This window comes from Mangrovicoccus algicola (genome assembly GCF_014903745.1).
Lineage (GTDB): Bacteria > Pseudomonadota > Alphaproteobacteria > Rhodobacterales > Rhodobacteraceae > Mangrovicoccus > Mangrovicoccus algicola.
In genome coordinates this window covers 67,081-88,193 of record NZ_JACVXA010000006.1, presented here as the reverse complement: position 1 = coordinate 88,193, position 21,113 = coordinate 67,081, and the positions used below count along the sequence as shown (strand labels likewise).

The window sequence follows — 21,113 nt, the reverse complement described above, 5'->3', positions numbered from 1 at the left end:
GACCGACGGGCTGGAACGCCGGATCAATGCCTGGCACCGGACCAACGAGATCAGCCGCCGCCTGGGCACCAATCCGGGCATCGGGCCGATCACGGCCGGCGCCATCGCCATTGCAGCGGCGGTCCCGGGCGGGACGCTGTTCCGCTCCGGACGCCCGTTAGCGGCGTGGCTCGGACCGACGCCACGGGCCCGTAGCAGCGGAGGCGAAAGGTGCGAAATGCATGCCCGCAGCTCCGGTCTCCATGGCCTCCGGCGACCCGTTCGCATTCATAAGCACGTCGCCAGGACGGGGCAGCGTTTGGCCGCCCGCAGTTCCGGCAAGCGGTGCGACGCCGCCGAGCGGCACGGTGAAGCTGAGGCCCTCGCGCACCATGCGCCGCCCCAGGACGACGCGCATGTCGCCGTGCTTTTCGAACAGGAACGCGGTTTCTCTGGTTGCATCACGCAGCTGGTCGAGCAGCGCCACCAGCCGCTACCGGTGCGCCAGAAAACCGTTCCCTAGCCTCAGCACCCTGGGGACAGGGTGAATTTGCGGTCCTCGTCCCGCAGCACGTATCCTGCGGACCGCAGGTCCTTCCGCAGAGCCGTCGCGGTGCTCTTGGGGATCTCAAGGTGTCCGGAAATCGCCGTATGCCCCAGAGGGCCATTCTCTGCGAGAAGCTCGAGGATTTCGAGCGAACGGATCGGGGAACTGGTTCCGGAACGGGGGCGGCAAGGCTTTCTCCGCAACGTCGGAGGGATCGGGCTGGCCGGTTTGATCGTGAGGACTGCAGCCGAGGCCAAGCTATCCCCTGTCCTGTCTGAGTCAGCACATGGGACCGGGCGGAGTCGGCAGCGTTTTGCGTTGCCGTGGCGGCGGGGCGCGGATACGTACTGCACCTGCCAGGCCTTGCTCAGCTCCGTATCTCCATGCCAATCAGGGACGGATCTGTGAGCGCCGAGACCAATCCACTGACCACGACAATGATCGAATGCTATCCGGATCTGCTGCGGCACCTGGCGAGGCGCACCGGCGCGGTTCCGGATGCGGAGGATTTGCTGCACGATCTCTGGATCCGCCTGGACCGGCTGCCGGAAAAGCCAGTGGAACGGCCGCGCGCCTATCTGTTCCGGGCGGCGGAGAACATGGTCCTGGATCTCTTCCGCGCGCGGTCGCGCGGCCGGACCGAGGCCCTGACGGAAGATATCGCAGCCCCCGACGCCGGCGAGGACGCCCGGCTCGACAGCCGCCGCCGCCTCGGCATCCTGGCCGAGACAGTTGGCGCCCTGCCGCCGCGCCAGCGCGAGGCGCTGCTGCTCTACAGGGTGCACGGGCTGCCGATGGACGAGGTGGGGCGGCGCATGGGCATCTCCCGCAGCGGGGTCGAGAAACTCTTGCGCAAGGCGCTGATCTCCTGCCGCCGCCAGGTGTTTCCGGATCAGGTCCGATGAGCCGCCGCGAGGATCAGGCGGCGCGCTGGCTGCTGCGCTCCGCGGCAGAGCGGCAGGCGTCGCCCGAATTCGCGCGCTGGATCGCCCAGCCCGGCAACCGGCAGGTCTTCGCGCAGCTGTCGGTGCTTCTGGAGGAACTGCCGCGGGAACCGGAGCTGGCGGCGCTGCCGCTGCCTGCGCCGCGAAAGCTGTCGAGGCGGCAGATGCTGGCCGCGGGGGGCGCTACGGCCGTGGTCGCCACGGCGGCCGCCCTTTCGCTCCCGGACGGGACGCCGGTGCTGCAGAGCGGACGCGGCGCCCGGATTGCGGCAGACCTGCCGGCTGGGACGCTCCTTCTCGATGCAGGCAGCCGCGCGGAACTGCCCGAAGGCGCCGCCCTGCGCCTGATCTCGGGACGTGCCGAGATCCGCTGCCCGGAGCCGGTAGAGGCCGAGCTGCCGGGGTGCCGGCTTATCGCGCAGGGGAGGGTATCGCTGCACCGGAGCGGCCGCGGCGGCGAGGTTTCCGTCATCGGCGGGCGATGCCGACTGCAGCCGGATGCGGGCCCGCAGCTGGTTCTGGCTGCGGGGCAGGAGGCCCTGGTCCTGCCCGGCGAGATGCCGCAGGTGCGCGACAGCGATCTCGCCGAAGCCCTCGCCTGGACGGAAGGCCGGGCGGTGTTCGAGGACCGGCCGCTGCGCGCCGTGGTCGAAGATCTGAACCGCTACCGGGCGGGTCATGTGCAGCTTCTGGGCGGGCTGGGCGCGGTGCGGGTCAGCGGCAGCTATCCGACCGACCGTCCCGAACAGGGGCTCGACGGCCTTGTCGCGGGACTTTCGCTGACCAGGCGGGACGTGACGCCCTGGCTGGTGCTGCTTTCGGCCTGACAACTGGCCTGACACCCGGCCTGTCGCCCGGAAGGTAAATGACAAAAAAGTCATCTAGGGGGTGCGGATTTCCGCGCCGCCGCCGTCCTTGTTTCCGAGTGGCATGAACGAGTGATTTGGTACGGGAAGAGCATCTCATGACGACAGGACGGACACGCATGGCAGCCCTTGCGGCGGCTTTCATCGTTGCGGCAGGCGCGGCGGCGGCGCAGCAGAGATTCTCCATCCCGGGCGGACCGCTTTCGGCGGCGCTGGCCGATCTCGGCCGGCAGGCCGGGGTCAGCGTGATCGCGCCTGCGGACTTGGTGGCCGGGATGTCGACGCCCGGCGCGGATTCGGCGGCTTCGGTCGGGGAGGCGCTGGCCCAGCTTCTGGCCGGGACCGGGCTCAGCTGGCAGACGACCTCCTCCGGCGCCGTCGCGCTCCGGCGTGCTGGCACCCAGACGGAGGGCGGCGTGATCCTGCTCGATTCGATCATCCTGCGCAGGTCCGCCGACGTGGTCGGGAACTACAACCCGGTCCGCAGCCGGTCTTCCACCCGCACCGACACGCCGCTTCAGGATCTGCCGCAAAGCGTGAACGTCGTCGGCCGCGAGGAGGTCGAGGACCGGCAGGTCCAGTCGCTGACGCAGGCCATCGAAACGGTGCCGAACGCGCAGCAGAATTCGACGTCCGGCAACCGCGGCGACACGTTTCTCCTGCGCGGCTTCACCGCCTCCGCCTATGCCATCGACGGCAGCACCCTATCGGCGGCGCAGGACCGCCCCGAGGTCTTTCTCGATTTCGCCAATGTCGAAAGGGTCGAGGTACTGAAGGGACCCGAGGCGGTGCTCTACGGGCAGGGCGAGCCGGGCGGCATGATCAACGTGGTCACCCGAGGCGCCGCGGCCGAGCCGGGCGGCGAGGTCAGCGTCTCGGCAGGAAGCTACGGCTTCCGCCGGGTCGAGGGCACCGCGACCGGCAAGCTCGACGAGGCAGGGCGTCTGCGTGCCCGCGTCACCGGCGCCCTGACCGAAGACGGAGGGTTCCAGACCGAGCGGCCCGACAGCGAGCGGCAATTCGCCTCGGCGTTACTGGAATGGGACGCGACCGATGCGACCACACTTCGCTTCGGTGCGGACTACACCCATCAGGAACTGCCCTTTGACCGCGGCCTGACCGTCGGCGCCGACAACGAGGTGCTGGCCGACCACACGCTCTGGCTCGGCGAGGACTGGTCGATGATCTACAGCGAGAAGACCCGCGTGACCTTCGATTCGGAGACGGTCGCCGCGCCGGAGCTGACCCTGCGCAGCCATGTCGCCTACGAGACCGCCCGCACCGAGGATCAGGGCATCGACCTGCGCGGGCTGGAGGATGACGGCACCACGCTGAACCGGCGCTGGACGGACCGGGTCGAGGACCAGCAGAATCTCGACATCCGGCTGGAGGCGGAGGCGCAACTGCAGACGGGTGCCGTCGGTCACACCCTGCTGGGCGGGGTTCAGTACGGCTGGTCCGAGATGGATTTCCGCAACGCGCGCGCCAATATCGACCCGATCGACATTTCCGATCCCGAGTACGGCGCCGAACAGGTGGCGACTGGCGGCACCCGCAACGACTATGTGGAAACCGTGACCCGCAGATCGGCCTACCTGCAGGACCAGATGGATCTGTCGGCGCAATGGAAGCTGCTCGCCGGGGTCCGCTTCGACGATTACGACATCACCCGCGACGTGAAGGTCGGATCCGAGGTTCCCGACAACGGTGATTCCGCCTGGACCGGGCGGCTCGGCCTCGTCTATCAGCCGCGCCCGGACCTGTCGTTCTATGGCAGCTGGTCACAGAGCTTCCTGCCGCAGTCGGGCGTGGACAAATCCGGCGCGCCTCTCGATCCGGAGCAGGGCGAGCAGTACGAGATCGGCGTGAAATATGCCGCCGAGACGGTTTCGGCCACGCTCTCCGCCTTCCAGATCACGAAATCCAACGTGGCGACCTCGGACCCGGATGCGCCCGATGCCGACTGGTCGGTGGTCACCGGCGAACAGCGGGTCCACGGCATCGAGGCCGAGGTCACCGGCGCGCTCGGCGAAGCCTGGCGCCTGCACGGGTCGCTGGGGCTGATGGACGCCGAAATCACCGAGGACGAGGATTACGAGGTCGGCAACCGGCTCCCGGGCGTGCCGGAGGTGAGCGGAAGCCTCTGGGCGACCTACGCGCCGCAAGCCGCGGGCTGGGACGGCTGGAGCTTCGGCGCGGGCATCTTCCATGCCGGCAAGCGCGAGGGCGATCTCGACAACAGCTATGACGTCGACGTCTACACCCGCCTCGACGTCTCCGTGGAATGGCAGATGCGCGACAATCTCGGCCTGCAGGTGATGGTGCGCAACCTGACCGATATCGACTACATCGTCTCGCCGGTCGGGCGCACCGAAAACTATGCAGGCGCGCCGCGGACGGTGACCGCCAAGCTGACCTACAGCTTCTGATGGCGGCGCGCGGCTGCCCTGTGATCCTGGAGCGGCTGAGCTTCGGCTACGGGCGCGGCAGGCTCCTGGAGGATATCTCTCTCTCGGTCCGGCGCGGCGAGGTGCTGGCGCTGGTCGGCCCGAACGGCAGCGGCAAGAGCACGCTCTTGCGGCTGATGGCGGGGCTGCTGCAGCCTGTCGCGGGCCGGGTCCTCATCTGCGGCGAAAATGCGGCCCGGCTGAGCCGCCGTGCCTATGCCCGGCGGGTGGCGCTGCTGTCGCAGCAAGGCGGTGCGCCGGGAGCGATCCGGGTGCGCGACCTGGTGGCGATGGGCCGGTTTCCGCACCAGGGCTGGCTGCGCCGGGCCAGCGCCGCCGATCGCGCCGCGGTGGCGCAGGCGATGGAGGATGCCGAGGTTGCCGCACTGGCCGGCCGGCCGGTGAACACGCTCTCGGGCGGACAGGCGCAGCGGGCGCGCATGGCGATGACCCTGGCGCAGGGCGGCGACGTCCTGCTTCTGGACGAGCCGACGACCTATCTCGACCTGCGCCACCAGTTCGGATTGCTCGGCCGGGCCCGGAGGGCCGCCGCAGAAGGACGGGCGGTGGTCGCGGTGCTGCACGATTTCTCGCTGGCCTCGCTCTATGCCGACCGGCTGGCGGTGCTGCACGAGGGGCGGCTCGACGGCATCGGCCCGGCGGCTCAGGTGCTGGACGCCGCCGCCCTGGCGCGGGTCTTCGGCGTCTCCGCGCGGCTGCTGCGGGACGGGCCCGCGATCTTCCCGGTGCCTCGTGACTGATCCGGCGCGGCACCCGTTCACCCTCGCGCTGCTTGCGGTTCTCTGCGTCGGGCTTGCGGCGGTGCATCAGAGCTTCGGCGCGGTATGGATCCCGCCCGGCACCGTTCTGTCGGCCCTGGCCGCCCCCTCGGACGGCTTTCTGGAGACAGTCGTGCTGCGGCAGCGCCTGCCGCGGCTTGAAGTGGCGGCCTTCGCCGGGGCAGCGCTGGCGGTGGCGGGCTTCGCGCTGCAGAAAGTCCTGCGCAACCCGCTAGTGTCCCCCTCGACGCTCGGCATCAGCGGCGGCGCCGCGCTGGCGGTCGTGGCGGGCCAGTTCTTCCTGGCGCTCCGGGGCGGCAGCCTGCTTTTGCCCGCCACGGCGGGCGCCGGTACCGCGCTCATGGCGACGCTGGCGTTGTCGCGGCTGATCGCTGGACAGGGCGATCCGCGGCTGGATCTCGTGCTGGCGGGCTCCATGGTGTCGATGCTCTGCGGCGCGCTGACGACCTTCCTCGTCTCGCTCGACCCGCAGGCTTTCGACGGGCTGATGCGCTGGCTCGTCGGCGACATCGGGCTGCAGGACAGCCGCGCGCTGCCCCTGACGGCAGGCCCGGCCGCGGCGGCGGCCGCCGGGCTTCTGGCGCTGTCGCGGACCACCGACCTGCTGGCGGCCGGCGACGACACCGCGCGGGCCCTGGGCCTGGCCGCGGGCGCGGTCACCTGGATGACGGTTGCGCTGGCCGTGGTGCTGGCCGTGGCGGCGGTGGCGACGGTGGGGCCGATCGGGTTTCTCGGCCTGGTGGTGCCGCACATGGCGCGGCTGCTGCTGGGCGAAGCCGGACCCGCGCCGCTTGCCGGCTGTCTCCTGCTGGGGCCTGCGATGCTGATCCTGGCCGACATCCTGGCGCGCTGCCTGATGGCGCCGCAGGTGATGATCACCGGCACCGTCATGGGGCTGATCGGCGGCGCAGCGTTCCTGGCGCTGTTGCTGCGGCTGGGCCGGAGGGGCCTGGAATGAGGCGTGTCCTGCTTATCCTGGCCCCCGCCGCCTGCGCCGCCCTGGTCTGGTGGGCGCTGGGACAGGGGCTGACCGAGGCGAGCGCGGCAGAGCGGCTGGACGCGCTCTGGCCCGGAGCCTCGGCGGACCCGGTGGCCGCGCGGCTGGAGGCGCTGCGCCTGCCGCGCATCGGCGCGGCCCTTCTGGCCGGCGCGATGATCTCGGCCTCTGGCCTGCTGCTGCAGGTGGTGGCGCGCAACGGTCTGGCCGATCCGGGGCTGCTCGGCGTGTCGCAGGGCGGGGTGCTGGCAATCCTCGCGGGTGCCGCGCTGTTCGATCTGCCCCGGGCCGCGCTGGTGCCCGCGGGACTCTTCGGCGCCATGGCCACGGCGGCGGCGGTTCTTCTGGCGGCGCGGCGCAGCCTCGCGGGGGGCGGGCTGATCCTGGTCGGGATCGCCGTCAACCTGCTTCTGGGCAGCGTCACCGAGCTGATCATGACCAGCGGCGGCATGGCGCAATACGCGCGGCTCGCGGTCTGGTCGCGGGGCTCGCTCGCGGGCGTGTCGGCAGCGGATCTTGCGCTTCTGGCCGCCTGGGCGGCGGTGCTGCTGCCGCTCGCGCTCCTTTCGGGGCGCTGGCTGGACCCGCTCCTGCTGGGCGACGACACCGCCCGCTCGCTCGGGATCGAAACCCGGCTGTTGCTGCCGGTGCTGGTGCTGCTGGCGGCGGCTCTGGCCGCGCCGGTGGTGGCGGTCTGCGGGCCGGTCTCTTTCCTGGGCCTGATCGCGGGCCACGTCGCCCGCCGCCTGACCGGCGGACGCATGACCGTCGTCCTGCCCGGCGCCATGCTGACCGGAAGCTGCGTCCTCTTGGCGGCCGACACCGCCGGGCGCAGCCTGATGCCGCCGGTGGCGGTGCCCGCGGGCATCGCAACCTCGGTCGGCGGCTTCCTCGTCTTCGTCTTCGCCGCGCGCCTCTCCCAGCGCGGCCCTGCCGCCTGAAAGGTTTCCCATGTTCCGATGGCTCGCCCTGTTCCTCTGCCTTGCCGCCCCAGCCGCTGCCCGGGAGGTCACCGACGACGCCGGGCACCGCGTCGCCGTGCCCGGTGATCCGCAGCGGGTCGTGTCGCTGCACGACTGGTCCCTGACGGTGATGCTGCACGAACTGGGCGTGCCCCTGGCCGGGAGCAGCTACCGCGTCGCCGCGGACGGCACCCGGTTCATGCGCGGCGCCTCCGATCTCTTCGGTCTCGGCGAAGACGAGGTGCCGCTCGCGTCGGTGCACGGGCAGATCGACGCCGAGCGCATCGCGGCGCTGAACCCCGATCTGATCCTCGGCAACCTCGGCGACGTGGCGGCGCAGCGCGATCAGCTGGCCGCCATCGCGCCTGTGCTGCTGTTCGATCCCGAGACCGACGAGGCGCCGATGGACCGCTACCGGCGCGTGGCGGAATGGCTGGGGCGCGGCACGCTGTTCGAGGCGAAGCTGGGGGAACTGGAGGCGCTGGCGCTGCCATCCCGGGGCTGCAGCTGGGCGCTGGCGAACGCCTCGGCGCGGGACGGCACGCTGGACCTCGCGCGGCACTACGGGGCGGTCGAGGTCGCGGCGGGGCTGGCGGGCCTCGCGCCCTCGCCGGCGCTGGAGATGGTGCCGGAGGGCAGGGACCGCGCCGCGCTCAGCCCGGAGGTCGCCGGAGCGATCGCGCCGGACGTCCTGTTCACCACCTTTCTCGCCAGCCGCGGCGAAACCGCGGAAAGCGCGCGACAGGCCTTCGACACCGTGGCGCCGGGGTATCTCGCCTTTCTCGAAGGCCGCGGCAGCCGCGTGATCGCGCTGCCGCGCGAAACCTTCTACCCCGCGAGCCTGACCGGCGCGGCCCGGCTCCTGGACAGCCTCCCCGACGCGCTGCCGGAACACTGCCGCCCGTAGGGAACGCGGCTCCGTATGCTTGCAGATAACTATACGAACGTATAACAAAGGCGGGAAGCTACTCCAACGAAGGACGCTCCATGTCCGGTTCTGACCAGATTCTCGGTGTGTATCTCAGCCCCACGCTCGACCTCCAATCCCTGTACGGCGCGGAACTCGAGCGGGCGGACCCGGACATAGCGGTCCTGCGACCGGAGCAGATCGACGATCCTGCCCGGGTGCGCTTCGCGGTCTGCTGGCTGCCCGAGGCAAAGTGCCTTGCAGCTTATCCGAACCTCGAGCTGGCAATGTCCATCGGGGCGGGGGTGAACGATCTGCTCGGCAATCCCGGCTTGGCAGAAGGCGTTGCCATCGCCCGGGTGCGCGACCCACATCAGGCGGCGCTGATGGCGGGCTACGCTGCGTACGAGGTGCTGCATGTGTCGCGCGGCTTTGCCGAGCTTGCGGGTTCGGCCGCGCAGGCCCGCTGGGCGCCGCTGCCGATGCATGCGCCCGAGGCCACCACGATCGCCGTGCTGGGCAACGGCACCATGGGGGCTGCGGTGACGAAGGCGCTGCGCGCGCTCGGCTTCGGCCTGCGGGTCGCCTGCCGCAGCACGCCCGCGGATCCGATCGACGGCGTCACCTACTGCACCGGCCCGGAGGGCATCATCGAAGCAGTAACCGGCGCGCGGTTTGTCATCAACATCCTGCCGCTGACGCCCGCCACCGAAAACGTGCTGGACGCCGCCCTGTTCGCGGCCATGGCCCGCGGGGGCTGGCTGGTGCAGATCGGGCGGGGCGAGCACCTGAACGAGGCGGACCTGCTGTCCGCCCTCGACAGCGGACAGCTGGCCGGCGCCACGCTGGATGTCTTCCGCAAGGAGCCGCTGCCCGCCGATCATCCCTGGTGGCGGGACGGCCGTCTACGCATCACGCCCCATATCGCCAGCGATTCCATCCCTTCGGTCGTGGCCGCGCAAATCCTGTCGACCGTGCGCGAACTGCGGGACTGCATCCCTCTCAGCCTCGGCGTCGAGCGCGCGCGCGGCTACTGATCCAGAAGGAGAGCGCAATGACGCCCAATTCTCCCGCAGGCATGAGCGCCGAGGAATGGCAGGTCCGCCAGGAGCTGGCCGCCTGCTACCGGCTGGCCTGGCATTTCCGGTTCACCGACCTGATCTATACGCATATCACTGCCCGCGTTCCGGGCGAGGACGGGCATTTCCTGATCAACCCCTATGGCCGGTCCTGGGAAGAGATCACCGCCTCTTCGCTGGTCAAGATCGATGTGGACGGCAACAAGGTCGGCGACAGCCCTCATCCGGTGAATCCGGCGGGCTTCACCATCCATTCCGCCATCCACCGCGCCAGCCATGACGCCGCATGGATCATGCACACGCACACGCGCGCGGGCGTGGCTGTATCGACGCTAGAGGAAGGGCTCCTGCCGCTGAACCAGATCGCCCTGCAGTTCCACGGCCGGATCGCCTACCACGATTACGAAGGCATTGCGCTGGACCTGGGCGAGCGCGAGCGCATCGTGGCCAGCCTCGGCGGCAAGCCGGTGCTGGTGCTGCGCAACCACGGGCTGCTGGCCACCGGGGCGACGGCGGCGTCGATGTTCAACACCATGTTCTATATGGAGCGTGCCTGCGAGATCCAGGTGGCGACTCTGTCCATGGGCCAGCCTCTGCGCACCGTGCCTGCAGACGTGGCGGCTCATGTCGCGACGCAATACGAAAGCCCGATGGGCGAAGACGACGACATCGCACTGGAATGGGCCGCGCATCTGCGGCTGCTGGAGCGGATCGCTCCGGATTACCGCGACTGATCCCTTCCGTCTTGGCAAAATGTGAAAAGGGCCGGTGCGGGATGCTCCGGCCTTTTTCGCGGTCAGGCGGGGGTGACGGCCTCGGCGCGGACCGCACACAGGCGTTCGGCCAGCGCTGCGATGCGCCGCACGGCCTCGGCCAGTTCGTCATCGGGCAAGGTCAGGCCGAGGCGGATCAGGTGCGCGGCTTCGGTCCCGAAGCTGTCGCCCGGCATGACGGCCACGGCTTCCTCTTCCAGCAGGCGCCAGGCGAAAGCCTCGCCGCCCAGGCCGGTGGCCGAGACATCGACCATCATGAACATGCCGCCCTGCGGCGGGAAGGACGACAGCCCCGGCGCCGCGTCGAAACGCGCCTGGCAGGCCGCGGCCCGCCGTGACAGCGAGGCGCAAAGCCGGGCGGCGGTGTCGAAGTCGCCTGTCAGAGCCGCTTCGGTCATGTCCGCGATGAAGGGCTGGTTGCCGAAAAGCATCGTTTCCGAGACCGGAAGCACCAAGCGCATCGCCTCGGCCGGGCCCACGGCCCAGCCGCTGCGGAAGCCCGTCGCGGCATGGCTTTTCGAGATCGACGAGACAATGATGGTGCGCTCGCGCAGCGCCTCGAACGCCAGCGGAGAGCAGAACTCGCCGTGGAAGATCAGGGATTCGTAAACCTCGTCGCAGACGATCCAGAGATCGTGGGCAATAGCGATTTCGCCGATGGCCTGCATGGTCTCGCGGTCGATGACCGAACCGCTGGGATTGTGCGGCGTGTTCAGCAGCAGAACGCGGCTTTCCGGCGTGATGGCGGCCAGCAGGTCGGCGGGTTGCGGAACGAAGCCATGCGCCATCTTCAGGGCAACGGGCTGCACATGGGCTCCGGTCGCCTCGACCACTCCGTCGTAGGTCGCGTAGTAGGGATCACCGATCAGCACGCCGTCCCCTTCCTCGACCAGGGCCAGCATCACGGCAAAGAGCGCGGTCTGGGTGCCGGGGAAACACAGGACGTTCTCGGGACCGATGTCCGGCAGCCGGGGTGCGTAGGTGCGTACCAGCGCCCGGACCAGCCCCGCTTCGCCGCGGCCGTTGGAATAGCGGGTGCGACCGTCGCGCATCGACCGGGCGCAGATCTCGATCAGGGCAGGATCGGTGGGGATGTCGGGTTCGCCGATCGTCAGTTCGATGATCTCCTCGCCGCGATCGATGCGGGCGCGGGCGGCATTGTGCACCGCCCATTTGTCGCCGCCCAGATCCTTCAGCCTGCGGGTGATCGCTGCATAACGCATGGGGTGTCCTTGTTGTTCGAGGTCTTTCGCGCCGATCCGGCCTGGGCGGCGCTGGTGGTCAGGGAGCGATGGCGCGCACCAGCGTGCCGTCGGGCAGGCGCAGGATGCCTTCGGCAGCGGTCAGCGCGATGACGGGGAGCCGGGCCGGGTCATAGAGGCCGTGACCCAGCGAGCCTTCCAGCCAGAGGCCGTCGATCAACCCGTTCAGCGCGATGGCATGGCCATGGCAGGCCGCGGGAGCGGCAGGCCGGCCGTGCTGCACCAGAACGGGGTGAATCAGCGCTTCGAGCAGGTCGAGGAACTCGCGGTAGCTGTCGCGGTGGATCTCGGCGTAGCGCGCGCCTGCGCGCACGCGGCCGATGAAGGTCGCCCAGAGCGAGACCTTCCTGGACGAGAGGTTGGGCTGCATCACATTCGCGGCGATGAAATGAGCCAGTGCCTGGCTGGCGCCCTCGGAGGCGGCATGGGCCGAATCCGCTGCGGCGCCGGTCAGCTGGCCCATCAGATAGGCATAGGCTTCGTGAATCATCTCGTCCTTGGATGAAAAGTAATGGCGGATCAGGCCGGCCGAAACGCCGGCGCGCTCGGCGATCTTTCGCACGCTGGCACCGCCCATCCCATCTTCGGCCAGGCAATCAAGTGTCGCCTCGAGCAGGGCGTTGCGCCGGGCGTCCTCACCCAGGCGTTGGTAGCTGCGCCGTGTCACCTGGCTTCCTCCTGCATGTGATGGCGGGGCTCAGCTTCCGGGGCTGGCACGGCAGCTATCGAGTCCTGCGTGTTCATTTTCCGAGCAGTGCCGACCGGAAAGCCGCGAAAGGAGCGCTTCGAGAGCCGGACGTTCTCAAACTTGTCAGCATTACTATACAAACGTATAATAGTGGCGTAAATAGGGACCCGCACGCGAACCGGAAATTCCCGAGTGCCCGCCCGCGGACCGGCTCTGCGTGCAGACGGAAGGATACAGATGAACGATTTTGCGAATGATCCCGGCCCCGAGATCGAAACGCTCGTCCGCCGGGTCGAGGCGCGGATGATCGAAATCCGGCGCGACATCCACGCCCATCCCGAAACCGGCTTCGACACCGTCCGCACCGCTGCCAAGGTCGCTGACGAGCTGCGCGCCATCGGGCTGGAGCCGCGGACGGGCGTAGGGCGCACCGGCGTCATGGCCGAAATCGAATGCGGCGCCCCCGGTCCCTGCCTGATCCTGCGTGCCGACATGGACGCCCTGCCGATCCAGGAGATGACCGGGCTGCCCTTTGCCTCGACGGTCCCCGGCAAGATGCATGCCTGCGGCCACGACCTTCACACATCGGCGCTGCTGGGGGCGGCTCATGCGCTGAAAGCGCTGGCCCCGCAGCTGCGCGGCACCGTGCGCCTGATCTTCCAGCCTGCCGAGGAAACGCTGGAAAGCGGCGCCGCGGCCATGATTGCGGACGGCGCGGCCGAAGGTGCGGACATGTCCATCGCCTTCCACAACCGCCCCGAGCTGGAAGCCGGGAAGCTCATGCTGAACCGCGGTGCGGGCACCGCCTCCAGCGACGAGTTCAAGGTGACGATCCGCGGCAAGTCCGGTCATGCGGCCCGGCCCCATGCGGCCAACGACCCGATCATCGGCGCCGCCCATGTGATCACCCAGCTGCAGACCATCATATCGCGCGAAATGGATCCGGCCCTGTCCGCTGTCCTGACCATCGGCCACATCGTCGGCGGCGAGACGCAGAACATCATCCCCGACGACTGCATGTTCGAGGGCACGGCCCGCTGCCGCAGCGCCGAGTCGCGCGACCGGGTCGAAGAGTCGTTCCGCCGGATTTGCACGAATGCCGCGGCCGCCATGAACCTGGAAGCCGAGGTGGAGTATGTCCGCGGCGTTCCCGCGCTGATCAACGATGACGCGATGGTCGATCGCGCGGCCATTGCATTAGAGGCGCAGTTCGGCATTTCCCCCATCGTCACGGAGGCCAAGAACTTCGGGGCGGAGGACTTCTCGCTGTTCAGCGAGCGAATGCCGTCGATCCAGATTCTCGTCGGCGCCCGGACCCCCGGCCGCCACGACCGCGTCCACAATTCGGACTACCAGCCAAACGAAAGCTGCATTGCGGACAGCGCCATCGCTCTGACCCGAATGGCCAGAGAACTGCTTAGCTGAGCAGTGCAAGACCAAGACCCCAACAGAGGACTGAACATGACCAAGACCGCCCGCGCCCTTGTCGGTGCCGCCCTCTCCGCCGCGCTGCTGGCCGCCCCAGCCGCATCGGCCGACATGACCGGCCGCACCATCGTCATCGCGACCGAGGGCGCTTTCCCTCCGTCCAACATGACCCGGCCCAACGGCGAGCTTTACGGTTTCGAGATCGATCTGGTGAACGAGATCGCCAAGCGCGAGAACCTGAAGATCGAGCTGATCTCGCAGGCCTGGGACGGCATGATCCAGGGTCTGATCGATGGCAAGTACGATGCCATCGTGGACGGCGTCAGCATCACCGGCGCCCGCAAGGAAGTCGTGGACTTCACCCACCCCTACACCACCGGCGGCTCGACCTTCGTGGTGATGAATTCGGCCGGGATCGACCTTCCGATGAATGGCACGACCGCGCAGCTGGATGATCCGGTCAGCATCGATCCGGCCGTGGAGGCCGTGGCTGCTGTCCTTGACGGCAAGACCGTGGGCGTGCAGCAGGCGACGATCCAGTCGGCCTTCCTCGAGGAATACCTGCAGGACAAGGGGGTGAAGGTGCGCACCTACCCGAACGGTTCCGACGTGTACCAGGATCTCAGCATCGGCCGCATCGATGCGGGCATCGCGTCCCTGACCAACGTGGCGGCTTTCCTCGAGAAGAACGGCGACAAGGCCGCTGCCACCGGCCCGACCTTCATCGGCGGCATCATGGGCGCGGGCTCGGGCCTGGCTGTCCAGAAGGGCGACACCGAGTTGCAGGAGGCGCTGAACGCGGGTCTCGAGAGCATCGTGGCCGACGGCACGCTGGCCGAACTGTCGCAGAAGTGGTTCGGCCTCGTCGTGACTCCGCAGCAATACTGACGGGCGCATGACTTCGGAACTGTATCTCCTGGGCTTCGGCCCCGAGGGATGGGGGCCGGTGCTTGCGCGCGCCGGCCTCATGACCCTCGCCGTTTCGCTCTCGGCCTTCCTGCTGGGCACCATGCTTGGCACGCTGGCCGTCTGCGGACGGGTGTCGGGCAACGCCCTGGCCCGCCGTATCGCCGAGATCTACGTGGTGGTCCTGCGTGGCGTGCCGGATCTTCTGGTGATCTTCCTGTTCTACTTCGGCGGTCGGCAGGTCGTGGCCTTTTTCGGCACCGCGCTCGGCTTCGAGGGGCCGTTCGACATCAGCGGGTTCGCGGCAGGCATGCTGGCCATCGGGCTCATTTCGGGTGCGGGCCAGTCCGAGGTGCTGCGCGGGGCCTACCAGGCCGTGCCGAAGGGCACGCTGGAAGCCGGCCGCGTGGTGGGCATGACGCGCTGGCAACTCTTCCGTCGCGTGATCGCCCCCCAGGCCATGGTCACCGCGATCCCCGGCATGGGGAACCAGTGGCAGTCGGTGATCAAGGAAAGCGCGCTGGTCTCCGTGACCGGGCTGGTCGAGACCATGCGCCAGGTATCGATCGCCGCCGGCACCACGCAGGAGCATTTCCTGTTCTACACCGCCGCCGCCATCATCTATCTGATCATCACGACCCTGTCCGATCAGGTCTTCCGCCTGCTGGAACGCCGCAGCATGGCCGGATACGCCGGAGCGTCGCGCTGATGGATGTTCCCTATTTCGCTTCGCTGTTCCGGGATCTCCTGTCGGGGCTTCCCCTGACGCTGAACCTTGCGTTCCTCGCCCTCCTGGGCGGGTTCGTCCTCGCCCTGCTGCTCAACCTCGCACGGACCACCCGGACCGGAACCGCCATCGCGGGCACCTATGTCTTCTTCTTCCGGGGGACGCCGCTGCTGGTGCAGCTGTTCATGATCTATTTCGGCATCGCGCAGTTCGAATTCATCCGGTCGAGCTTTCTCTGGCCGCTCCTGCGCGAACCCTACTGGTGCGGGCTGATTGCCCTGATGCTGAACGATGCCGCCTACACCTCCGAGATCCTGCGCGGCGGATTGCGGGCCGTGCCGCGAGGCACACAGGAAGCCGCCCGTGTCAGCGGCATGTCGTCCCTTCAGATCCTGCGGCGCGTGACTCTGCCGATCGCGGTGCGCCAAGCTCTGCCGGCCTATTCGAACGAAATCATTTCGATGCTGAAATCCACTGCGCTGGTCAGCATGATCAGCCTGATGGACGTGACCGGTATCGCCCGCGAAGCCGTGGCGGAAACCTGGCGCGCGGTCGAGATCTTCCTCTGCGCCGGGCTGATCTACCTCGTATTGTCGCTGATCGTCACCCGCGCCACGTCCCGGGCCGAACGCGCCCTTTCTCCCTGGCAATTCGGAGCAAGACAATGACCAACACAAGTCCCGCGGTCTCGGTCAAGGGCCTGCACAAGAGCTTTGGCGAGAACAAGGTGCTGCGCGGCATCGACCTGAAGGCGCAAGACGGCGATGTCATCTCGCTCATCGGGGCCAGCGGATCGGGCAAGAGCACGCTCCTGCGCTGCATTCCCATGCTCGAGACCCCGGATAGCGGTGCGATCTCTGTGGGCGGAAAACACATTGCGCCCCGCGGCGGCAAGCTGAACCGGGCCGAGGAGCGGACGGCCCGCGCGATCCGGCGCGATCTGGGCTTCGTGTTCCAGAACTTCAATCTGTGGCCCCACCGCACCGTCCTGCAGAATGTGGTCGAGGCGCCGCTGATCGTGCAGCGCCGCAACAAGACCTAGTGCCGCGACGAGGCCATGGCGCTGCTGGACAAGGTCGGTCTGGCAGACAAGGCAGCCGCCTGGCCGAACCAGTTGTCGGGCGGCCAGCAGCAGCGTGTCGCCATTGCGCGGGCCCTGGCGCAGAAACCGCGCGCGCTGCTTTTCGACGAGCCGACCTCGGCGCTGGACCCGGAGCTTGTGGGCGAGGTCCTCAAGGTCATGCGCGACCTCGCGGAGGAAGGCCGCACGATGATCATCGTCACCCATGAAATGGGCTTTGCCCGCGAGGTTTCGAGCCGCACGGTGTTTCTGCATCAAGGCATGGTGGAAGAGGATGGCGCGCCGGAACAGGTCTTCGGCAACGCCCGGTCCGAGCGCTGCCGCGCCTTCCTGAGCGGATATTTCGACCGGATATCGTGACAACGGTTTGTTGCCGGTCATGGCTTCCCGATCAGATCCGGAGCTCTCCGAAGATCGGCGCCCTTGCCCCGGCCGTCGGGGCAATCTGCGGCACGGGCGCAGGACATGCATTTTTCCGATTTCGGGGAAATCGACTATTTCAGCGCCCTGCTAGAGGTCGGGCGCAGGGTATTCCGGGACAGCCGTGGTTTCTTGGCTGTGGGATGAAGCCGGGCTCAGGAAGAGGTTCGCATCGTTTCCGGGAACCAACTCTGTGAATGCTCGGGCTGCGCACGGCACCGCGCTTCGATCTGCAAAGCGGAGCCGTTTGCCGCGCCGGATGCAGGCCCGGGCGATGCTGACGGCAAGGTGCGATTTGCCGGTTCCGGTGCCGCTGATGAGGACGACATTGCGTTGCTGTTCGAGAAACTCCCCGGCGGCCAGATCGCGCACCGGCATCTCGTTGACCGGCGTCTCCTCGAAGCTGAACGCGTCGACCTCTTTCGCCAGAGGCAGCCTGGCAATCGTCATCTGGCATTTGATCGAGCGCGCCATTCGCCGCCGGGCTCGGACCGGTGGCGCCTCGTCGGCTCATTCTCACTGATCCCGGCATTCAGCAGGTCGCCGACGATCTGTTGCGGCTCGTGCTGACGCTGCACCGCCGTGGTGATGATCTCATTACAGGCGGTCTTCCTGCCGTAGAGCTTCGGCCGGGTCGTGCCCGAGGCACGCCTTCGGCGTGACGCGTCCAGACCCGTGATCTTTCCATGGTCGGGTCTCCCGAGGCTGTCGTGGCGTTTGCAATCGGCGACGGGCTTGCAGGTCAGTCGCGTCGTGCCGAAGGCACGCTTCCAGCGTGACGCGGCCGGCGTATCGATGGTCGGCGGCGGTGGCGGCTACCGATGCCGGGCCAGGATGTTGATGACGACCGAGGCCGCGGGGGCCCCTTCGCTCAGGGCCTCGGCACAGGCAGGATCCACCGCATCCAGCCCATCGATCGGGATCATGCTGAGGATCCGGACCATCTGCCGGTCGTCGGCGGCAGGTCCCGGTCCTTGAAGGGGGCGCCGTTCCGGAGGGCACCGGGCTTGCGAGCCAGAACCGGAATGTCGTGCAACGGGTCGCAGACGGCATTGTCGCGCCCGAAGGTCGTCCATTGAGGCGTCATTGGTCCGAGCCCAATCGACGGCGGATCGACGAGATAATGCCCGCACATCTGCTGGAACCGGCGGTTGCAGGCGCGGTCGCGGCCGGCGGAGATCGTCTCCGCCGCCGTCTTCGCGTCCATTGCCCTCGGACCAATGGCGGATCAATGACCGCTGTCGTAGATGCCCCGCGCGCAGGCGCCGCCGAAGAAGGCGAAGGCTTTGTCCTGGGCGTCGAACGCCATCTCCGTTCGCCATGTGTCTCGAACCATGGCGACCACATGGCTCACTCTTGCGCGGGTAGGCCCGGACGAAGAGCATCCGGCCGTGGCAGAGGCGGACATGCGCCACCTTCACCGTGGTCGCCGCGCCATCGATCACCCCGATCCCATGGCTCCGGTCGAACCGGCAGGCTTCCCCCGGATCGACGCGTCGTGCCGAAGGCGCGCTTTCGGCGCGACGGCACGAAGGCGGCGGCAGATGCCTCCTCTTCCTCATTGGACCACGTCGCCGCGTATCGCCGGGCCGCATCATGGCCGCCATCATATCCTCGGGCCCGGAGTTCCTCGCAGATGCGGATGCGGATGCGGGTCGGTCGCTCGCGCCTGGGCTTTCGCGCATTCACCGCCAGCATCCCGCCAAGCAGGTCTTTCCGGGGCCCGATCTTCGGCAATGACTGAATGGTGCGCTCATAGGTGAGCTCCGTCGCTCCCGACCGGATCCCCCTGCGCGCCGTGTTCTGCGACACCCGCAGTTCACGGCAGATCTGCTTGATCGACTTGTCCGGCACTGGCCTCGGACCAATGGCGGCCCAATGCCCCAATCCTGAACATGCCTCTGCCGGATCTGCGCTATCCTCTCCACGCCCAACATCCCACACCGTGCGCCCCGATGATCTCGGGGGCGTCACCCACATCAGTGCAAGGGGGTCATTTCGGACGCCGATCACCACGCTACGGGGTCGAAATTGCACGCCGGTTCACACCTATCGCTGCCCAGGTGACCCTCTGAACCTGCTGGTCGACCGCACCGGGATCAAGTTCCCGGGCGGCGGAGAGTGGCTGGCGAGGACGCATGGCACCCTGCGCCGCCGCCAGTACCGCAGGGTGCATCTGGCCATGGACATGGCAACATCCGACATCCGCGCTGCGGAATTCGCCTCCAGCCGCGACGGCGGCGGTCCGATCCTTCCGGAGCTGTTCGACCGGGTTCCCAAGGGCGCACTGACCGCCACGGCGACCGCCGACGGCGCCTATAACGCCCGCCGCTGTCCCACCGTCATCCCGATCCGCGAGAACGGGCGACCATGGAAGGATGACTGCCCGGCGGCACGCGCCCGCAGCGAAACCCTGCGCGACACGATACTGCGGAAGGGCCTTCCGGAAGCGTTGGGCGGGAGGCCAGGCCCGCAGCCGCATCGAGGCGGAATGCGCTGCCTGAAATGCTTCGGCGAGCGCATCATCGCCAGAGACCCCGACCGGCAGACCGCGGAAATCCACATCCGCGCACCCCTCGTGACCCGCTTCGATGCTTGCGGCACCGCCGAGATCATGCGCGTGGCATGACGTCAGCGGGGTGAGGGGGGCGCGTCTCAGGCGCAGGTTGCGCGACAACGCCGATCCGGCGGGATCATATGGCGCGGATCGACGGGATCTGCATTTTCCGGGTCGCGGGGTCAGCGGCGGTGTCGCTTCGTCCGGTGACGGGGCAAGACGATCCTTGCGGGGGCCGGGCCGTGCGCGCGGCGGTTGCGATGGCGGACGGGCGGGGCAGGGGCGGCGCCCGCCATCCTGCTGCATGCGGGCCTCAGAAGCTGCGGCCCTCATAGGCCTCCAGCGCGGCGCGGCGGCCCTCCTCGGGCGTGACCACCGGATCGGGATAGGGATCGGATGGCGACAGCCCCCAGCTTTCCGGGATCGCCTCGAAATAGGAGAGCGCCGTCTCGGATGGATCGCGGCGCCCCTCGGCGATCCAGGCATCGGCATAGCGGCGGTTCCGGTCGAAGCGGTCCAGCTGGGTGACCGGGTTGAAGACGCGGAAATAGGGCGTCGCATCGGGGCCGGATCCGGCCGACCATTGCCAGCCGAGCGCGTTGGAGGCCGGGTCCCAGTCGGTCAGGCAATCCTCGAACCAGCGCATCCCGATGCGCCAATGGGTCATCAGGTGCTTGGTCAGGTAGCTGGCCACGATCATCCGCCCGCGATTGTGCATCGTGCCGGTCACCCACATCTCGCGCATCGCCGCATCGACGAAGGGGATGCCGGTGCGCCCCTGCTGCCAGGCGCGGACCTTCGCGGTCACCCGTTCGTTCCAGGGGAAGGCATCCCATTCCTCGCGCCAATTGTCCCGGGTGAGGCGCGGCGTGTGCCAGGCCAGGTGATAGGCGAATTCGCGCCAGACCAGTTCCTTCAGGAAGGTCTCGGCCCCTTTCGAGCCCTCCTCGCGGCGGCGCAGAGCGGCATGCCAGAGGCTGCGCGGCCCGATTTCGCCCCAGGCCAGGTGCGGGCTCATCCGCGAGGTGCCGTCCTCGCCGGGAATGTCGCGATCGGCGTCATACTGCTCCACCGCCTCGTCGAGGAACCACGCCAGCCGGTCGCCTGCCGCCGCCTCCCCGACGCGCTGATGCCCTTTCAGGATCGGCATGGCACGGTGCATGGGGGCGCCAAGCGCCCAGTCCTCCAGACTGTCGGTCGCGGGCCAGCGGTCTGGTGCGGGCCAGCGCGCGGGCGCCCGCTCCGGCTCGGGCAGGTCGCTGCCGCGCAGCGCCTTCCACATCGGGGTGAAGACCTTGTAATGCCCGCCGGTCTTTGTCTCGACCCGCCAGGGCTCGAACAGCAGGTGGCCGGGATGGCTCTTGGCCGCCAGTCCGGCCTTTTCCAGCTCGGCCTTGACCCGGGTGTCCCGCTCGATGCAGCCGGGATCGTAATGGCGCGACCACGCCACCGCCCCGGCCCCGCAATCCTCGGCCAGCTCCTTCAGGATCTCCAGAGGATCGCCGCGGCGCAGGATCAGCCGTCCGCCGATCTGCTCCAGCGTTTCGGCGAACCGGCCGAGCCCCAGCCCCCAGCGGAACCGCGGCGCCGCGCCCCAGCTGTCATGCAGCGGGTCGAGGATCGCCACCGGGATGACCGGCCCCCCGGCGGCCAGCGCCGCCGAAAGGCAGGGATTGTCCGCCAGCCTCAGATCCTTGCGGACCCACCAGATCACCGCCTTGCCGCCCATGCCCGTCCCCTTCG

17 protein-coding genes and 5 pseudogenes are annotated in these 21,113 nt (G+C 68.6%); 16 read left to right on the top strand and 6 right to left on the bottom strand.

From position 1 onward, the window contains the following. Positions 1 to 19 precede the first annotated feature (19 nt). Positions 20 to 502, top strand: a pseudogene (locus tag ICN82_RS03180) (transposase); the annotation flags it as partial. 2 nt (positions 503 to 504) lie between these two features. Here the strand turns inward: ICN82_RS03180 and ICN82_RS21685 are convergent. Continuing rightward, on the bottom strand, positions 505 to 879 hold the full coding sequence (locus ICN82_RS21685; protein ID WP_407943743.1) for a helix-turn-helix domain-containing protein: 375 nt from the start codon (positions 877 to 879) through the stop codon (positions 505 to 507). 51 nt (positions 880 to 930) lie between these two features. Here ICN82_RS21685 and ICN82_RS03170 point away from each other — a divergent pair, with 51 nt between their 5' ends. From ICN82_RS03170 to ICN82_RS03130, 9 genes are all read left to right on the top strand, one after another. Next, positions 931 to 1,431: an RNA polymerase sigma factor gene (locus ICN82_RS03170; protein WP_193179526.1), complete on the top strand. Its 501-nt coding sequence runs from the start codon at positions 931 to 933 to the stop codon at positions 1,429 to 1,431. Then, entirely contained in the window at positions 1,428 to 2,297 is an 870-nt protein-coding gene (locus ICN82_RS03165; RefSeq protein WP_193179524.1) for a FecR family protein, read from the top strand. Before ICN82_RS03170 ends, ICN82_RS03165 begins: the two co-directional genes overlap by 4 nt. 158 nt (positions 2,298 to 2,455) lie before the next feature. Next, positions 2,456 to 4,765: a TonB-dependent siderophore receptor gene (locus tag ICN82_RS03160; protein ID WP_193179522.1), complete on the top strand. Its 2,310-nt coding sequence runs from the start codon at positions 2,456 to 2,458 to the stop codon at positions 4,763 to 4,765. Beyond that, a complete protein-coding gene (locus ICN82_RS03155; protein ID WP_193179520.1) occupies positions 4,765 to 5,544 on the top strand; it encodes an ABC transporter ATP-binding protein in 780 nt (259 codons plus the stop codon). Before ICN82_RS03160 ends, ICN82_RS03155 begins: the two co-directional genes overlap by 1 nt. Next, a complete protein-coding gene (locus ICN82_RS03150; protein WP_193179518.1) occupies positions 5,537 to 6,541 on the top strand; it encodes a FecCD family ABC transporter permease in 1,005 nt (334 codons plus the stop codon). Before ICN82_RS03155 ends, ICN82_RS03150 begins: the two co-directional genes overlap by 8 nt. Further along, positions 6,538 to 7,521: a FecCD family ABC transporter permease gene (locus ICN82_RS03145; protein WP_193179516.1), complete on the top strand. Its 984-nt coding sequence runs from the start codon at positions 6,538 to 6,540 to the stop codon at positions 7,519 to 7,521. Before ICN82_RS03150 ends, ICN82_RS03145 begins: the two co-directional genes overlap by 4 nt. Before the next feature lie 10 nt (positions 7,522 to 7,531). Then, positions 7,532 to 8,449, top strand: coding sequence for an ABC transporter substrate-binding protein (locus tag ICN82_RS03140; protein ID WP_193179514.1), 918 nt, complete (start codon positions 7,532 to 7,534; stop codon positions 8,447 to 8,449). Positions 8,450 to 8,529: 80 nt separating this feature from the next. Continuing rightward, entirely contained in the window at positions 8,530 to 9,486 is a 957-nt protein-coding gene (locus tag ICN82_RS03135; RefSeq protein WP_193179512.1) for an NAD(P)-dependent oxidoreductase, read from the top strand. A gap of 17 nt (positions 9,487 to 9,503) precedes the next feature. Next, on the top strand, positions 9,504 to 10,262 hold the full coding sequence (locus tag ICN82_RS03130; RefSeq protein ID WP_193179509.1) for a class II aldolase/adducin family protein: 759 nt from the start codon (positions 9,504 to 9,506) through the stop codon (positions 10,260 to 10,262). A gap of 62 nt (positions 10,263 to 10,324) precedes the next feature. Here the strand turns inward: ICN82_RS03130 and ICN82_RS03125 are convergent, their stop codons facing one another. Together ICN82_RS03125 and ICN82_RS03120 are read right to left on the bottom strand one after the other, a co-directional pair. Then, complete coding sequence (locus tag ICN82_RS03125; RefSeq protein ID WP_193179507.1) at positions 10,325 to 11,524, bottom strand: pyridoxal phosphate-dependent aminotransferase; 1,200 nt, start codon at positions 11,522 to 11,524, stop codon at positions 10,325 to 10,327. 58 nt (positions 11,525 to 11,582) lie between these two features. After that, complete coding sequence (locus tag ICN82_RS03120) at positions 11,583 to 12,230, bottom strand: TetR family transcriptional regulator C-terminal domain-containing protein (RefSeq protein WP_193179505.1); 648 nt, start codon at positions 12,228 to 12,230, stop codon at positions 11,583 to 11,585. A gap of 213 nt (positions 12,231 to 12,443) precedes the next feature. Here ICN82_RS03120 and ICN82_RS03115 point away from each other — a divergent pair, with 213 nt between their 5' ends. The 5 genes and pseudogenes from ICN82_RS03115 (at position 12,444) to ICN82_RS03095 (ending at position 16,753) form a co-directional block, all read left to right on the top strand. Continuing rightward, positions 12,444 to 13,676, top strand: coding sequence for a M20 metallopeptidase family protein (locus ICN82_RS03115; protein ID WP_330998955.1), 1,233 nt, complete (start codon positions 12,444 to 12,446; stop codon positions 13,674 to 13,676). 36 nt (positions 13,677 to 13,712) lie between these two features. Continuing rightward, positions 13,713 to 14,567, top strand: coding sequence for a transporter substrate-binding domain-containing protein (locus tag ICN82_RS03110; RefSeq protein WP_193179500.1), 855 nt, complete (start codon positions 13,713 to 13,715; stop codon positions 14,565 to 14,567). A gap of 7 nt (positions 14,568 to 14,574) precedes the next feature. Next, positions 14,575 to 15,294 (top strand): ABC transporter permease, encoded by a 720-nt coding sequence (locus ICN82_RS03105; protein ID WP_193179499.1) that lies wholly within the window; start codon positions 14,575 to 14,577, stop codon positions 15,292 to 15,294. Then, entirely contained in the window at positions 15,294 to 15,980 is a 687-nt protein-coding gene (locus tag ICN82_RS03100) for an ABC transporter permease (RefSeq protein ID WP_193179498.1), read from the top strand. The genes ICN82_RS03105 and ICN82_RS03100 overlap by 1 nt, the downstream gene beginning before the upstream one ends. Further along, positions 15,977 to 16,753: pseudogene (locus ICN82_RS03095) on the top strand (ABC transporter ATP-binding protein). The gene ICN82_RS03100 and the pseudogene ICN82_RS03095 overlap by 4 nt, the downstream one beginning before the upstream one ends. 294 nt (positions 16,754 to 17,047) lie before the next feature. Here the strand turns inward: ICN82_RS03095 and ICN82_RS03090 are convergent. Both ICN82_RS03090 and ICN82_RS03085 read right to left on the bottom strand, forming a co-directional pair. Continuing rightward, positions 17,048 to 17,484 (bottom strand): annotated as a pseudogene (locus ICN82_RS03090) (ATP-binding protein); the annotation flags it as partial. After that, positions 17,411 to 18,750: pseudogene (locus ICN82_RS03085) on the bottom strand (IS21 family transposase). The pseudogenes ICN82_RS03090 and ICN82_RS03085, both read right to left, overlap by 74 nt. A gap of 113 nt (positions 18,751 to 18,863) precedes the next feature. On the opposite strand from ICN82_RS03085, the pseudogene ICN82_RS03080 reads away from it, so the two are divergent. Next, a pseudogene (locus tag ICN82_RS03080) lies at positions 18,864 to 19,442 on the top strand (transposase); the annotation flags it as partial. Between the two features lie 241 nt (positions 19,443 to 19,683). Here ICN82_RS03080 and ICN82_RS03075 read toward each other — a convergent pair. Further along, positions 19,684 to 21,099 (bottom strand): cryptochrome/photolyase family protein, encoded by a 1,416-nt coding sequence (locus ICN82_RS03075; RefSeq protein WP_193179495.1) that lies wholly within the window; start codon positions 21,097 to 21,099, stop codon positions 19,684 to 19,686. Between the last annotated feature and the right edge of the window lie 14 nt (positions 21,100 to 21,113).

What these genes read in the sequence shown, in the direction of transcription:
- ICN82_RS03130 (WP_193179509.1), top strand. Translation starts at nt 9,504, where the DNA reads ATGACGCCCAATTCTCCCGCAGGCATGAGCGCCGAGGAATGGCAGGTC.
- ICN82_RS03155 (WP_193179520.1), top strand. Translation starts at nt 4,765, where the DNA reads ATGGCGGCGCGCGGCTGCCCTGTGATCCTGGAGCGGCTGAGCTTCGGC.
- ICN82_RS03165 (WP_193179524.1), top strand. Translation starts at nt 1,428, where the DNA reads ATGAGCCGCCGCGAGGATCAGGCGGCGCGCTGGCTGCTGCGCTCCGCG.
- ICN82_RS03135 (WP_193179512.1), top strand. Translation starts at nt 8,530, where the DNA reads ATGTCCGGTTCTGACCAGATTCTCGGTGTGTATCTCAGCCCCACGCTC.
- ICN82_RS03160 (WP_193179522.1), top strand. Translation starts at nt 2,456, where the DNA reads ATGGCAGCCCTTGCGGCGGCTTTCATCGTTGCGGCAGGCGCGGCGGCG.
- ICN82_RS03075 (WP_193179495.1), bottom strand. Translation starts at nt 21,099, where the DNA reads ATGGGCGGCAAGGCGGTGATCTGGTGGGTCCGCAAGGATCTGAGGCTG.
- ICN82_RS03110 (WP_193179500.1), top strand. Translation starts at nt 13,713, where the DNA reads ATGACCAAGACCGCCCGCGCCCTTGTCGGTGCCGCCCTCTCCGCCGCG.
- ICN82_RS03140 (WP_193179514.1), top strand. Translation starts at nt 7,532, where the DNA reads ATGTTCCGATGGCTCGCCCTGTTCCTCTGCCTTGCCGCCCCAGCCGCT.
- ICN82_RS03125 (WP_193179507.1), bottom strand. Translation starts at nt 11,524, where the DNA reads ATGCGTTATGCAGCGATCACCCGCAGGCTGAAGGATCTGGGCGGCGAC.
- ICN82_RS03100 (WP_193179498.1), top strand. Translation starts at nt 15,294, where the DNA reads ATGGATGTTCCCTATTTCGCTTCGCTGTTCCGGGATCTCCTGTCGGGG.
- ICN82_RS03145 (WP_193179516.1), top strand. Translation starts at nt 6,538, where the DNA reads ATGAGGCGTGTCCTGCTTATCCTGGCCCCCGCCGCCTGCGCCGCCCTG.
- ICN82_RS03105 (WP_193179499.1), top strand. Translation starts at nt 14,575, where the DNA reads ATGACTTCGGAACTGTATCTCCTGGGCTTCGGCCCCGAGGGATGGGGG.